Origin of the sequence: Hamadaea flava (assembly GCF_024172085.1) — a bacterium.
Taxonomy (GTDB): Bacteria; Actinomycetota; Actinomycetes; order Mycobacteriales; family Micromonosporaceae; genus Hamadaea; species Hamadaea flava.
The window spans coordinates 2,874,488-2,888,715 of sequence record NZ_JAMZDZ010000001.1 but is presented as its reverse complement, the minus strand read 5'-3'; the positions used below and the strand labels follow the sequence as shown (position 1 = coordinate 2,888,715).

Here is a 14,228-nt window from a genome sequence, read left to right as displayed (position 1 = left end):
TCGAGGTCGGCGACGGGTAAAGTCCGCTGCTCTTCCGTTGAGCTATCAGCCCGAAGGCTTCGGGGGATTCGAACCCCCAACCCGCGGAGCCGGAAGTAACCGTCACCTGCGCACCGAGTATGCGGTGTCATCGCGCCTCCCGAGATCGAGGTCGGCGACGGACGGGCTCTTCACCGGGGCACGAAGCCCCTCCAAGATGAAACCGTCACCTGCGCACCGGGAGGTGCACGAAGTACCGTATGCAGCGCCGCCAAGATCGGCAAAGCAATTCCGCCAAGGGCGCGATTCTGCTCGCCCCGGGGTCGCCCAGCATCTACGCTCGTGCATATCGCTGCCGGCTCTGCGGAGGTGCACCATGTCGAAGAGGACCAACAAGCGCCGCAATCGGCGCAAGCGTAAGGCCAACCACGGCCGTCGTCCCAACGCCTGACGGCCGCTGCGGTTGGGCGGATTTCGCACCGCCCAACCGCAGTCCTGATCGCTAGGCGACCGTCTCGATCTTCACGCCCCAGAGCGCGGTGACCCGGGTGATGTCGGTGAACCACACCTGGGCGTAGCAGTTGCTGACGCCGAACCGGACGTTGCCGCACGAGATCGCGGTGTCGCCGCCGTAGATGACGCCGCGCGCGTTGACCCGGCCGTCGGAACGGTTCTGGTACACGGGGCCACCGCTGTCGCCGCCGACGTTCGAGGCCACGGTCGAGCTGGAGTTGCCGGCCCGCCAGCCGTGGCAGGTGCCGCCGTTGGCGCACGTCCACGTGAGGATCGTGGCGTTGTTGACGATCAGGCCGCAGTGCTCGCCGGAGTTCGCGCCCGAGGTGCACACGGACTGGTTCTGCACCGCGCTTCCAGCCGACGCCACCTTCAGGTGGTAGCGCGAGTTCGAACTGGTGGCGTTCCACGGCCCGCCGTGGACGTAGCCGCCGGTCCCGCCGATCGGATCGATGAGCATGGTGTCATCGGTGTTCTGGATGTCGACGTCCGCGCCGCCATTGGTCAGCGCGCTGTGCGCGCCGTTCTTCCACGCGAGGTTGCCGTCGTCGTCGCAGTGCCGAGCGCCCAGCAGCCGCCCATAGCCGTCGGGCATCAACACCGCGAAGGCGTTGGAGCAGAAGAGATACGGGTCGAGGTCGTTGGGTGGGACGAAGCCGGGCGCCTCCATCATGCCGCCGCCGTACCAGGGATCGGAGTCGTTCTGCCGCCCGGTCGTGCCGGGGGCGACGCCCGCCTCCTCGGTGACCGGCAGGCCGGTCAACCGCTGCGCGTCGTTCGTACGCATGGGTGCGCGCAGCGAGTTCGAGGCCGCCGGGTCGACCCCGATGACCAGCCCGGAACCGTCGTCGGCACCGTACACGTAGGAGATCGGGGCCACCGTTCCGGCCTGAGAAGCCGCCAGAAGCTGCTCGCTCTTCTGGACCAGCTCCTCCTCGCTGAACTTCGCCGGCACGATGCGTACCGTCAGGCCCGCGACCTTCTGGCCGTCGAACGCCGCCACCGCACCGGGCACCGGCTCCTTCCACAGTACGCGCAGCTCACGCTTGTTCTGAACCGCCGACATGCCGGTGTAGCCGGGTACGCCCCGCTCCGACAGTCCACGTACGACGGCCGCCGCCTCGTCGACGCTGTCGCTCCACGCCAGGTCCGCCTTGGCGTTGTTTGCGATCGCGGGTGCTGCGACCACGATGGCCGGGCTGATTCCCAGTGCTGCCGCGCACAACGACGCAGCGACAGCTGATCGCCACGACTTGGACATTCTGCCTCCCCAGTAGAAGTCCGCAATTCGGAACTGTGGAGGCTAGCAGGGATCAACCGCAAGATCTACCTACATTGGATGGATCTATCCATAATAGTCAGTCGCCGATCGTGGCCGAGGAGCAGTGCGACGACGAGCGTGAGCGCCCCGATGACTCCCCAGACACCGTGTACGCGTTCCCAACTCGGGTCGTCCGGCGCGATGAACAGCCTCACCTGATCTCGGAGCAGCACTGCGGCGAGCACCAGGAGCAGCAGGCCGGGGGCGGCGACCAGGCCGCCGTGCTCCCCGTCGGTTCGCCGCAGGCCGAGACAGGCCAGCGCCAATGCCAGGGCCGTGAGCGCTGCTGCTTCGACGGCCAGCCCGCCCCAGGGGAAGAGCGGGCGCTCGTCCGGATTGAGGACGAGGCGGCTGAGCGCGGCGGCGGCGGTCCAGGTCGTGCCGCCGAGGAACGCCGCCGGGAGGACCTTGACGGTACGCCGGATCAGGGCTCCCATCGGCACCACGACGGTGGTTCGGGCGGCCGGGTCGTCGAGGGTGAAGCCCACGCCCAGGGCTACGGCGACGGCGGCCAGCCGGGTCAGCAATGCTGCTCCGGGGAGACCGATCTCCACGTTCGCCAGCAGGGTGATGGCGACCGTCACGAGCGCGATCGCGGAGCCGGCCAGGACGGGCGCCAGTGCGGTGAGGGTGACCGAGCGGAGCAGAAGCGCCGTCAGGAGGCGTGCGCGGGTCAGCATCCGGCGATCTCCGAATAGTCGTCCGGGCTGGTCGGCAGGTGGATGCCCAGCAGGTCGGCAGCCTGTTCCGCGGACGTGTCGGCTGCGCTCAACTGGTCCCAGCCGGCGATGATGCGCTCTGCGAGGTCGGCGGGTGGATGGTCGACGAGTGCGAAGGCCAGGTCCTGACCCTGGGGCTCGAACGCCAATCCGGCTGCCGAGCCCAGGAGCGGCAACGTCAGCGGGCCGAACGAGCGGCGGCGCAGCGACGCCAACGCGTCCGCCGTTCCGGGGGTCGCCTGCGCGGCCAGCCACACCACGAGCATGGCCCGCGCGCCGCAGACCATGGTCAGCCGGGGCTGATCGGGCACGGTGCCGACCACTGCGCGGTAGGCGAAGGATGCGGCGAAGGCGAGTACGGCGTCGCTGCCTCGATCGCCGCCCGCTGCGCCTTCACTCCAGTCGGTGTCCACGGTCACGGCGTTCGGCGTACCGGCTGCGAGGTCGTCGGCGGCCCAGTCGGCCAGGGGCGGCAGGGCACTGGGATCCTCGGAGGAGGTGACGACCGCGCCAGAGGGGAAGACGCGCTGTCGCACGGCGTACGAGTCGGTGGCGATGGTGGGTGGCGTGTTGCGCAGGACGCCAGCGGTGACTTGCGCCCACTCGCCGACGCGGCTGGTGAAGTCGGGGAAGGCGCAGTAGGTGATGTGGGCGCGGGTGTCGCAGGTCTGGTAGGCCGCCGGATGGCGGGTGTAGGCGGCCTCGCGGTCCTTCATCGTCGCAGACCCGGCGCTGATTTGGAGGATGCCGGTCACGAGGATGCCGACGAGGGCTACCACCGCTACGGCGCGCGATGCGACCGGACCGCGTGGCGACGGGCTGCGCAGTCGCGACACCAGCAGCGCGGCCACCGCGAGCAGCGCGGCCCAGCAGGTCAGCCAGAGCAGGTGCGTGCCGGCGGGCCGTTCGATGAGAGGTGTCGGCAGGGGCGAGGCGTTCTCGTTCTGGTTCGCGATCAGGCTCAGCCAACGCCACGCGGCGGTGTCGTTGACGGCCGCCGTGACGGTGACCGCGGCCAGCCCGACGATCAGGAGCGGGGCCGCCGCCGCGGACCTCGTGATGGTCGAGGCCAGCACGCCGGCGCAGCCCGCGAGAAGCACACAGGCCGGTCCGGCCAAGACTTCCAGCGGCCGCACCTCCCCGGCCGCGCCCGGCTGGGCCGCCAGGTAGGCGATGCGCAAGGCAGACAGCACCAGGGCACCCAGCACCGCCGGCACAAGCGACAGCAGATGGGCGCCGGCCCGTGCCACCCGGTCGACGACGAGCACCTGGTACGCCTCTTCGGCGCCGTGCCGCTGGGAACGCAGAGCGGCCTGATTCGCGGCGAGCAGTACGCCCGCGGCCGGCAGCAGGAGGAGGAACTGGCTGGACCAGGAGGCGTCGTGCAGGACGGGGAATCGGTGGGCCGGGTCGCCGATGGCCAGGTCGTAGAGCCATGGTGCGAGGTAGAGGGCTATGGCGACGAGGAAGGCCGGATGACGTAGCAGACGCACCGCCTCGACGCGGGCCAACGCCGGGACGGCGGACTGCCGACGTCTCGGCGAGGGCGTGTGCTCGGAGTGTGCCTCGACGAGGCTCGACGGCGCGCTCACCGGACGGTACCCAGGCTCGCGGCGGTCTTGCCTTCGAGAAGAAGCAGGTAGCCGTCTTCCAACGTAGGGGTGGCCAGGGCCGCGCCCGGCGGCGGATCGCCGATGTTGCGGAACACGCCATCGCCCGTACGCCAGCCCGCAAGCGCGGAGCCGTCGCGCTCGTTGCTGGTCCAGACCCGGTCGGTGGCGACGGCGACCAGCCCGGCGGGCGGACCGTCGAACGAGGTGACACCGGAGTCGAGCACGATCACGCGCCGGCAGAGCGCGGCGACGTCGTCGGTCTGATGGGTCGACAGCAGGACGGTTCGGCTTTCGCCCAGCTCGGCGATGAGTTCCCGGAAGCGCAGCCGCTGCTCCGGGTCGAGACCGACCGTGGGCTCGTCGAGGATGAGCAGGTCCGGTTCGCCGAGAATCGCGGCGGCGAGGGCGACCCGCTGCCGCATGCCCCCGGACAGCGCCTTCATGCGCTTGTTCTGCTGATCGGCCAGCCCGACGACGGCCAGGACCCGCTGGACTTCCCGTCGGCGCGCGGCGCGGTCGACGATCTCCTTGAGGATCGCCACGTAGTCGACGAAATCCCGGGCGGTGAACTGCGGATGGAAGCCCGGGTTCTGCGGCAGGTAGCCCAGCCGTCGCCGGATCGCCAACCGGCCGGTGGCCTCCCGAGGATCGTGGCCGAGGACGGACAACTCGCCGCTGTCCGGTGCGAGCGCGGTGGCCAGCGTACGCAGCAAGGTGGTCTTGCCGGCACCGTTGGGGCCGAGCAGACCGGTCACCCCGCCGTGGAGCCGGAACGAGACCTGATCGAGGGCTCGCCGGCCACGGAAGCTCACGGACACCTGGCGGACGTCCGCCGTGCTGGGTTCGTCGGGCATGGAGATTCTCCTGAACAAAGAGGGGACTGACAGACGCTCTCTTGGGCGAAGGGACTCAGAGACGCTCTCTTGAACGAAGGGACTCAGAGATGCGTGATCAGGCGGGACGGGAGAGCAGTCGTTCGAAGGCGTCGCGACGCCAGGCGAGGTAGCCGGCGGCGGCCCCGGCGGCGGCGAGCAGAGCGACCTGGCCGACGACGGTGAGCACCAACGAATCGCCGCCGCTGCTGGCGACGACTACGACGGCCAGCCAGCCCGCACCCGTCGTCCACGCGGCGGTCATCGGATTCAGGTGCGCCGACAGCGACAGCAGGACGAGTGTCACCGCGAGCGAAGGCACGAGCCAGCCGAACAGCGCGATGCCCTGAGCGGGGAAGGCGAACGTCATCAGGCTGGTGAGCGCGGTGCTGGCGACGAGCACGGTGACGCTGCGGAACAGGATCAGGCGCAGGCTGTGCAGGGGCAACACCAGGCCCAGTTCGTACATCGGGTCGACCGACGGGCCATAGGACAGGGCGACCCCGGCCAGCGGGATCAGTGGCGCGGCGGCGAGCAGCAGCACCGGCCCCGAATCGCCGGCCGACAGTCGTGCCGCGAAAACCATGAGCAGCAACGTGAAGGCCGACGAGAGCAGCCACGAGCGCCGGAGCAACGGCGTCGCCAACGCCAGGCGTGCCATGTGTTCCGGTACGCCGATCCGGATGACCATCCGTTCGGCGAAGCTGCGCCGCGGCGCGTCGAGGGCGTCCAGCACCCGGCTCAGCCCGGCCTCGACGGACTGCTGCGGCACATATCGGCCGAGCGCGGTACGGCATACGCCGCATCGGTCCACGTGCTGATCGACGGTCTGAAAGGACTCGGCGGTCGAGGTGCCGGCGGCGTACGCGGCCAGCAGGGTGGCGCTGGGGTGAGCGGCCGCATCACTCGACGTGGCGGCGTTGGGGTGCGGGTCGTGGGTCATGCGAGCTCCTCGGTCAGCCGCCGCCGCGCCCGCAGCGCTCGAGTCTTGACCGTGCCTTCGGGGATGTCGAGTCGCGCCGACGCTTCCCGGGTGGTCAAGCCGTCCAGCACCGTCGCGGTCAGCACATCGCGTAACTCCGGTGGCAGCTTCTCCAGCGCCGTGCCCAGGTCGCCGTGTGCGAGGCCGGTCAGCACCTCATCCTCGGCCGAGTCGCGTCGCTCATCGTCGCCGCGCAGTCCGAGGAGCAGATGCGTCAGGCGTCGGCGTGCGCTGTTGCCGCGTACGGCATCGGCGAGGCGGCGTGAGCAGATCCGCCACAGCCAGCCGCTGACATCCGCGCCTTCCTGCGGCCGGAACCCGTCCGCGGTACGCCACACGCTCAGGAAGGTCTCCTGAACGACGTCGTCCACCAGCGCGGTATCCGAGCAGCGGTGACGCAGCTTCAGCGTCAGCCACGGCGCGTAGTGGCGGTAGAGCAGCTCGAAGGCGTCCCGGTCGCCGCCGGCGACGGCGATCAGCAGCGCGGCGTCGCGCCGAGCCTGATCCGTTTCTTCTGCCACACCAACCACATCGCAGCGAGATCGCCCATCGGTTCACGATCGACCGAAAAAAGTCTGATCATCCTGCCCGATGGTGACAGACCTCGGAGAAAAGTGGGGTGTCCGGCTACCTCGAGCCGGACACCCCACTGCTGCGTCAGCTTGCCGAGATCAGCCCTTCTGTCAGCCGGGCATCGCGGAAGACGAGCTTGGAGTTCTCGTCGGCGGGGTCGCCTTCGCAGTCGACGACGACCTTCTGCCCGGACTTGAGCTCGTTGAACAGGATCCGCTCCGACAGCGAGTCCTCGATCTCCCGCTGAATGGTCCGGCGCAGCGGACGGGCACCCATCACCGGGTCCCAACCCTTCTTGGCCAGCCACCGCTTCGCGTTCCCGGTCAACTCCAGCGTCATGTCCTTGTTACGCAGCTGAGCCTCGATCCGCTTGATCATGATGTCCACGATCTCGAGGATGTTGTCCTCACTGAGCTGGTGGAACACGATCGTGTCATCAATACGGTTCAAGAACTCCGGCCGGAAATGGTTCTTCAGCTCGTCGTTGACCTTCTGCTTCATCCGCTCATAGTTCGAGTCCAGATCATTACTGGCCGCGAACCCCAACGACACCGCCTTGGCGACATCCCGCGTACCCAAGTTCGTCGTCAAGATGATCACCGTGTTCTTGAAGTCCACGATGCGCCCCTGACCATCGGTCAGCCGACCGTCCTCCAGAATCTGCAGCAACGTGTTGAACACATCCGGATGAGCCTTCTCGATCTCATCGAACAACACCACCGAGAACGGCCGCCGGCGCACCTTCTCCGTCAGCTGACCACCCTCGTCATAGCCCACATATCCGGGCGGGGCGCCGACCAGACGCGACACCGTGTACCGGTCATGGAACTCCGACATGTCCAGCTGGATCAGCGCATCCTCAGACCCGAACAGGAACTCCGCCAGAGCCTTCGACAGCTCCGTCTTACCGATACCCGACGGACCGGCGAAGATGAACGAGCCGCTGGGCCGCTTGGGGTCCTTCAAACCCGCCCGCGTACGCCGGATCGCCTTGGACACCGCCTTGACCGCGTCGATCTGACCGACGACCCGCTTATGCAGCTCGTCTTCCATCCGCAGCAGCCGAGCGGTCTCCTCCTCGGTCAGCTTGTACACCGGAATACCGGTCCAGTTCGCCAACACCTCAGCGATCTGCTCATCGTCGACCTCACTCACCACATCGAGGTCGCCGGCCTTCCACTCCTTCTCCCGCTGAGCCTTCTGCTGCAGCAGCGTCTTCTCCTTGTCCCGCAGCTGCGCGGCCCGCTCGAAGTCCTGCGCGTCGATCGCCGACTCCTTGTCCCGACGCACCTGAGCGATCTTCTCATCGAAGTCCCGCAGGTCCGGCGGAGCAGTCATCCGACGGATACGCATCCGCGCCCCCGCCTCATCGATCAAATCGATCGCCTTGTCCGGCAGATACCGGTCAGAGATATACCGATCGGCCAGATTCGCCGCCGCCACCAACGCCGCATCGGTGATCGTCACCCGATGATGCGCCTCATACCGATCCCGCAACCCCTTCAGCATCTGAATCGCCACCTCGAGCGACGGTTCGTCGACGCGTACGGGCTGGAAGCGTCGCTCCAGAGCGCCGTCCTTCTCGAACGACTTGCGGTATTCGTCCAGCGTCGTCGCGCCGACGATCTGCAGCCGGCCGCCCGTCAGCATCGGCTTGAGGATGTTCGCCGCGTCGATCGCGCCCTCGGCGGCGCCCGCGCCGACCAAGGTGTGCACCTCGTCGATGAACAAGATGATGTCGGCCCGGGTGTGGACTTCTTTGACCACCTTCTTCAGGCGCTCCTCGAAGTCACCGCGATACCGGGAACCGGCCACCAGAGCGCCCAGGTCCAGCGTGTACAGCTGCTTGTCCTTGAGCGTCTCCGGCACCTCGCCCTTGACGATCTTCTGCGCCAGACCCTCGACCACCGTCGTCTTACCGACGCCCGGCTCACCGATCAGCACAGGATTGTTCTTCGTCCGGCGGGACAACACCTGCATGACCCGCTCGATCTCCTTCCCCCGACCGATCACGGGGTCGAGCTTGCCCTCCCGCGCCGACTGGGTCAGGTTACGACCGAACTGGTCCAGCACGAGACTCGACGATGGAGCCGACTCGCCCTGGGAGGTCGCCGCCGACCCGGCACCGTCGTCCTGACCGGACAGCAGCTGGATGACCTGCTGGCGTACGCGGTTGAGGTCGGCCCCCATCCGCGCGAGGATCTGCGCCGCGATGCTTTCCTTCTCGCGTACCAGTCCCAGCAGGATGTGCTCGGGGCCGATGTAGTTGTGGCCGAGCTGCAGCGCCTCCCGCAGGCTCAGCTCCAGCACCTTCTTGGCACGCGGGGTGAACGGGATCTGCCCGCCGACGGCCTGCCGGCCTTGACCGAGGACCTCCTCGACCTGCTGCCGGACCCCTTCCAGCGAGATGCCCAGCTTCTCCAGCGCCTTCGCGCCGACGCTCTCACCTTCGTGGATCAGGCCGAGCAGCACGTGCTCGGTCCCGACGTTGTCGTGGTTGAGCATCCTGGCTTCTTCCTGGGCCAGCACCATCACCCGACGCGCCCCGTCGGTGAACCTCTCGAACATGCTCATCAACGCCTTTCTGACGGCTGATCGGACGGCGCTGAGTCGGAGCCTCTTGGCCCCGCCGGGCGGGGGCACGGGCAGGCGCTCTGCCCGAGGTCTAGGTGAACCGCGCGGTTACTCGGCGCCCTGGCCGGCCAGCACGAGCAGCTCTTGAGGTGGGGCGAGGACGTCGTCGAGCACCTCGCCGGCGAGTCCGTGCCGGCGGACGGCGTAGGCGACCGGCGGCCCGGCCGGCTCCCACACCGCGCCGACGATCGTCGCGGGCCGACCGGACAACATCACGACCCGAGTCCCCGGGACGTGGCCGCTTCCGCCGGCCACGAGCAGCGCGTCCAGGGTCTGCCGCGCGCCGTCGATCCGAACCTCCACCAGCTGCGCGGCAGGCACGGCGGCGGCGAGCCGCTCGAATCCCTCGTCGAGCAGGAGGCGGACGGCCCGGTCCAGCCGCGTGCACGCGGCGTCGAGCACCGTCTCGTCACCGGACTCCGCCTGCCAGGCCAGATCGATCGCGCTCGGTTCGAGGTCCGGCCGTTCGTCGATGACCAGCTTGTACGCCGTGAGGAGCAGTTCGTGCCGCGCCGCCCCGCCGTAGAGGGTCCCGACGTCGGGGCCACCGTCGCGGGGTGGGAACCGTTGGACCAGGTGAGCTGCGCGGCCGTGGGGGAGGTCGGCGGCCAGCCTCGCGTCCGCGACCCGTTCGGCGAGCGTACGCCGAGAGCGCGCGGCGTCGGCCGGATAGAGGGTCCGGCCCTGGTCGGCGGTGGTCGTCCCAGCGGCCAACCGGCGCGCCGCGATCGTGTAGGAGACGCCGGTGCACGCCGCGTGCAGCCGGATGGCACGTTTGCGGGCTCGGCCGGGGACAGACTGTCGACGGTGCCGGTCGTCGTTCGAGGGCTGACTGTCGTCCATGAGAACCTCCGGCGAGGGCTCACGCTCCCCGCCGAACAGCGACGCGGGCAGCATCGACGGCATTCGGCGCGCTGAGTCGGAGCCTCTTGGCCTCGGGTGACGGGCGGCGTGAGCGTCCCGTCGGGCTCGGGCAGGCGCACTGCCCAAACCGAGCATAACCCGAGTTCGCCACGGTGCCGTCCGGAGTTACGCGCAGGGCGTACAGGTCATTTCCTCGTCGCCAATGGACGGTCGCACCGACTCAGCCCGTCCTCATCGAGGGGCGGCCGCGCGGATCGTGGCTTCCATGATCGGCCAGGGTAGGCCGGGTGGCAGCAGGATGCTGACGATGTCGACGGCGTCGTCCCAGCGCTTGATGTCGCCGCGTACCTGCTCGCTCGAACCGTAGACGGCGAGCTGATCGAGGACCGGCTGCGCGGACGGCGGCACCATGGCCCGTCGCGGGTTCGGGCGTGGATTGGCGGCGATGATCTCCTTCACCTGTTCGGCGTAACCCTGCTCGGCGACGGATCGGGCGTAGACGTCGCCCATCGCCGTCAGATACCAGGCGGCGCAGGCGGCGGCGATGTCGCGGGCCAGGCCGGGGTCCTCGGCGGCCACGGCGATCGGCCCGCTCGCGACGGTGAGCCGCGCCAGGCCGGGGTCGTGGTGCTCGCGTACCCGTGCGAGCGCGGCAGCCCAGGAGGCGAGACCGTCCCGGGCCGCGAGAGCCGGGATCCAGCCGTCGCCGAGTTCGGCCGCCACTCGCGTGGTCTGTGGCCCCAGGGCCCCGATCCAGAGGGGCACCTCCGGCGCCGCCGTCTGGTTCAGCCGCAGCGAGTGAGCCTGCGGGGCACGGCGCAGGGCGGCGGGCTCGCCGGAGAGCAGCGTGCGTACCTGCGTCACGACCTCACGCAGCTTCGCGGCCGGATGCTCGAAGGGCGTGTCGTGGAATCCCTCCGCGAGCGCCTTGGTGCTCGCGCCCAGGCCCAGCGCGTACCGGCCGCCGCTGACCTGGTGCAGGGTGGCCGCGGTCATCGCCAGGGTGGCAGGCGTACGCCCCCAGATGGACAGGACGGCCGACGTGAGGTGGATTCTGTTGGTACGCAACGCGATCTCGGTGACCAGGGGTGTCGAGTCCAGGCCCCAGCCTTCGGGCACCGCGAACGTCTCGTACCCGAGTTCCTCCGCCAGCACGGCGGCATCGAGGATCACCTCGCGTCGGGTCTCCATCGGCGTGAGTCCCACGCCGCGCCGGATCGTCATCGCGCTTCCTCCTTCGTGCGAGCGGGAAGTTCGACCCAAAATGTCATACCTTTGAGGCTAGGGCCTGCGCGCCCTCGTGGGCCATCGAGTGAAATACGGGGCACACTGCCCGGTTTGCGGGGTTAACCGGGTCGCCCACGGTGCCGGGTATCCGGGAAACGACCGAGACGTCAGGGCTGCCGGCGCAGCCGCTGCTCGGTCACCCAGGCGGCGATCTGTGCCCGCGAGCTGACTTCCAGCTTGCGCCGGTGCCCGATCCCTTAGCTCTGGAGCAGGCGGGCGACCGCGGTGACGTGGCGCAGGTCTGAGCCGCAGCAGCCGCCGAACACGGTGAGCGACGGGAGTACGCCGCGCAGCGCCTGGTAGCCCTGGGCGAAGTCCTGGGGATCGCCGTCGTCGAGGGTCTCGGCGGCGTCCAGCTCGGCGTGACTCGCCCGGGACGCGTTGCAGCGCAGCCCTCGGATGCGGTGAGAGTTGTCGAGGTCGCCGAGGCCGGCCGGGAAGTGATCGGGGTGGGCGCAGTTGACCATGAAATAGGCGGCCGCGCCGTCGGTGGCCGCGTCGACCTCGGCGATCGCCTCGCCGAGCGGCTGACCGGTCGGCAGGCAGCCGTCGGTCTCCAGGGTGAACGAGACCACGATCGGCAGGCCGACCGCAACGGCCGCGCGGACCGCGCCGATCGCCTCGGACGACTGGGTGAAGGTCAAGGCGGTCACCATGTCGGCGTCGGTCTCGGCCAGCCACCCGATCTGTTCGCCGTGGTACGCCTGCGCAGCCGAGGCCGGGATGATGTCGTCGGGCGCGTACGCGTCGCCGCGCGGCCCGATCAGCCCGTTGATCAGGATCGGCCCGGTGTTCCCGGCGAACTTGTCGCGCAGCCCGAGCGCGAAGTCGACCGCGGCGACGTTCGCCGCCCGGAGTTCGTCGCGGCTCTGGCCGAGATCCTCGGCCCAATGAGGGTGCGCCTTCCAGGTCTGCGTGTCCAGGACGAACCCCGACCCCGTGTCCCGGGCGAGCGTGAGGAAGCCTTCGAGGTAGCGGGTGAGCGCGGCTCGTCCGGACGGGTCGGGCAGCAGGGTGTGCGCCGCGAATTCGGGGATCGGAACACCGTGGTTGAAGATCAGGTCGGTCTCGAGTCCGGCGTCGGTGAGAAAGGTGCCGCCGTCGAGCGTCGGGAGGTGGTCGCGGTACATCGCCATGAACGTTTCCCCTTGCCGGTCAGGTTCGCGCAGTCGTCCGTGGGATGACACGACTTCGCCTTGGCTGCCATGCTCGTCTCTCTCGCCCGCCGCAGTCTCGACGGGCGGCCGATGCATTTCCTACGGAGTTCCTACGGATGCGGGACGTGACTCTGCTCGTCGACGGCTGGCAGGTGCTGGTCGCTGCGCACGAACTGCGTCGCGGAGCCGTCACCCGGCGGCTGGAGCCCAAGGCCACTCGTCACCACAGTGGACGGTGGCGAGCGCGTGCACATCGACGATCGGCTCGCCTTCGCCGAGCGGACCGGGGCCTATTGGTGGACAGGCGAGTTCCGCCGCGTCCGCGACGACGTCGCCGGCGATCATCGGTGACGTCAGGTTCGTGACGCCGTTCGCGCTGATTTGCGACCGTCAGCGGCGACCGTGCTTCCTACGATCGAAGCGGTGTTATATCCGAGTTGCTGCCCGGTCGCGCCGCGTACCGGTTCTTGGCCCGGCCGCCCCGCGTACCGGACGGGGGGAAGCGGGAGGTTGACCGGTGGAAGACGTCGATGATGTGCGCGAGCTGGTGGAGCAGCGGATGCGCGCCACAGGATTCGAGGAGTCGATCCTCGATCGAGTCATGGATCTGCTCGACCGCTTCGACACCGATCGGGAGAAGCTGTTCGAGGAGATGCTCGACAAGCTGGAGACCCCCGGTTACGACGGCTTGCGCGACCGCTGGGCCACCAACTGCGAGCAGGCCAAGGCCCTGCTGGAGCGGCTCGAGGAGGACCTGACCTCCATCCTGGAGGACAGCCAGGCCAACGCGATGTCGGCCGACGAGCGGATGGCGGCTGTCGGCCCACGCGACTTCCTCGCCGGCGAGCGCAAGATCTGGGAGCAGGTGGCCCGGCTCGACGTCCCCGACGCCGCCACCCTGATGAGCAAGGTCCTGGAGACCGACCTCGCGATCATCAAGCAGGCCGAGGAAGACCTCAAGCAGGCGCGGAGCAGCGACCAGATCGTCGAGGCGATCCTCGTCAAGAACTTCGCCACCATCACCGACAAGGCCAAGGCCCTGCTCGGCAAGTACGTCCAACTCCCCACCGGCGTCGCGCGGTTGTTCGTCCTCTTCATGAAGGACCCCGCCACCAAGGCTGCGGCCACCGAAGCGATCCAGGCGTTCGAGAAGCTCGCTGGGGAGAACTTCGAAGCCGCCAAGCAGAAGCGCGCCGCGAAGGAGACCGTACTCAAGAACATCAACCTGCTCACGAGTGCTAGGGAGCAGCTCGACGAGGAATGGATCGACAAGCTCTTCGCGCGCGGAGCCGAGGCCGCGGCGAGTTGGCGGGGCGTCGGCCAGACCGGTGACTACAAGGCGACCGACTGGGAATGGGTCAAGGAGAACGTCCTCGACCGAGGGCTCGACACGCGCGCGGAGGCGGCCAAGGAGCAGTCCCGCAAGCTCTATGACGAGCTGTACCCGACGTTCATCGAGGAGAGCACCAAGGCGTTCGCCCAGCTGACCGACGATCCGGCGACGTTGGAGAAGTTCACCGACGAGCTGAAGAGCACCTTCGAGTCGTTGGAGGACCTGCTCGACAACGAAGCGGACTACGCGGCGGAGCTGGCCGACGGAGACTACAAGCAGACCGCCAAAGCCATGGTGGACCTGGCGACGGTCACGATCCGGGCCGGCTGGACCATGCTCTTCGAGAAGACGAAGGCAGCCGACGACGAGGTGAAGAGGTAG

The 14,228-nt window shown here is 68.8% G+C and carries 12 protein-coding genes; 2 read left to right on the top strand and 10 right to left on the bottom strand.

Going from position 1 to position 14,228, the window contains the following annotated elements:
• Positions 1 to 355 precede the first annotated feature (355 nt).
• A complete protein-coding gene (locus HDA40_RS42545) occupies positions 356 to 430 on the top strand; it encodes a 50S ribosomal protein bL37 (protein WP_372503161.1) in 75 nt (24 codons plus the stop codon).
• A 51-nt stretch (positions 431 to 481) separates the two neighbouring features.
• Here HDA40_RS42545 and HDA40_RS13515 read toward each other — a convergent pair whose 3' ends face one another.
• The 10 genes from HDA40_RS13515 to HDA40_RS13470 form a co-directional block, all read right to left on the bottom strand.
• Positions 482 to 1,753: a chymotrypsin family serine protease gene (locus HDA40_RS13515; RefSeq protein WP_253755562.1), complete on the bottom strand. Its 1,272-nt coding sequence runs from the start codon at positions 1,751 to 1,753 to the stop codon at positions 482 to 484.
• A 65-nt stretch (positions 1,754 to 1,818) separates the two neighbouring features.
• Entirely contained in the window at positions 1,819 to 2,493 is a 675-nt protein-coding gene (locus HDA40_RS13510) for a hypothetical protein (protein ID WP_253755560.1), read from the bottom strand.
• Positions 2,487 to 4,124: a hypothetical protein gene (locus tag HDA40_RS13505; RefSeq protein ID WP_253755558.1), complete on the bottom strand. Its 1,638-nt coding sequence runs from the start codon at positions 4,122 to 4,124 to the stop codon at positions 2,487 to 2,489. Before HDA40_RS13505 ends, HDA40_RS13510 begins: the two co-directional genes overlap by 7 nt.
• Entirely contained in the window at positions 4,121 to 4,999 is an 879-nt protein-coding gene (locus HDA40_RS13500) for an ABC transporter ATP-binding protein (RefSeq protein ID WP_253755556.1), read from the bottom strand. Before HDA40_RS13500 ends, HDA40_RS13505 begins: the two co-directional genes overlap by 4 nt.
• Positions 5,000 to 5,096: 97 nt before the next feature.
• Positions 5,097 to 5,960, bottom strand: a complete 864-nt coding sequence (locus HDA40_RS13495; protein WP_253755554.1) for a cupin domain-containing protein — start codon at positions 5,958 to 5,960, stop codon at positions 5,097 to 5,099.
• Positions 5,957 to 6,520, bottom strand: a complete 564-nt coding sequence (locus HDA40_RS13490) for an RNA polymerase sigma factor (protein ID WP_253755551.1) — start codon at positions 6,518 to 6,520, stop codon at positions 5,957 to 5,959. Before HDA40_RS13490 ends, HDA40_RS13495 begins: the two co-directional genes overlap by 4 nt.
• A 136-nt stretch (positions 6,521 to 6,656) precedes the next feature.
• Entirely contained in the window at positions 6,657 to 9,140 is a 2,484-nt protein-coding gene (locus HDA40_RS13485; protein ID WP_253763623.1) for an ATP-dependent Clp protease ATP-binding subunit, read from the bottom strand.
• Positions 9,141 to 9,254: 114 nt separating this feature from the next.
• Entirely contained in the window at positions 9,255 to 10,103 is an 849-nt protein-coding gene (locus tag HDA40_RS13480) for a hypothetical protein (RefSeq protein WP_253755549.1), read from the bottom strand.
• Positions 10,104 to 10,301: 198 nt separating this feature from the next.
• Entirely contained in the window at positions 10,302 to 11,294 is a 993-nt protein-coding gene (locus tag HDA40_RS13475; RefSeq protein WP_253755547.1) for an LLM class flavin-dependent oxidoreductase, read from the bottom strand.
• A 260-nt stretch (positions 11,295 to 11,554) separates the two neighbouring features.
• Positions 11,555 to 12,493, bottom strand: a complete 939-nt coding sequence (locus tag HDA40_RS13470; RefSeq protein WP_253755545.1) for a homocysteine S-methyltransferase family protein — start codon at positions 12,491 to 12,493, stop codon at positions 11,555 to 11,557.
• A 538-nt stretch (positions 12,494 to 13,031) separates the two neighbouring features.
• On the opposite strand from HDA40_RS13470, the gene HDA40_RS13465 reads away from it, so the two are divergent.
• Entirely contained in the window at positions 13,032 to 14,228 is a 1,197-nt protein-coding gene (locus HDA40_RS13465; protein WP_253755543.1) for a hypothetical protein, read from the top strand.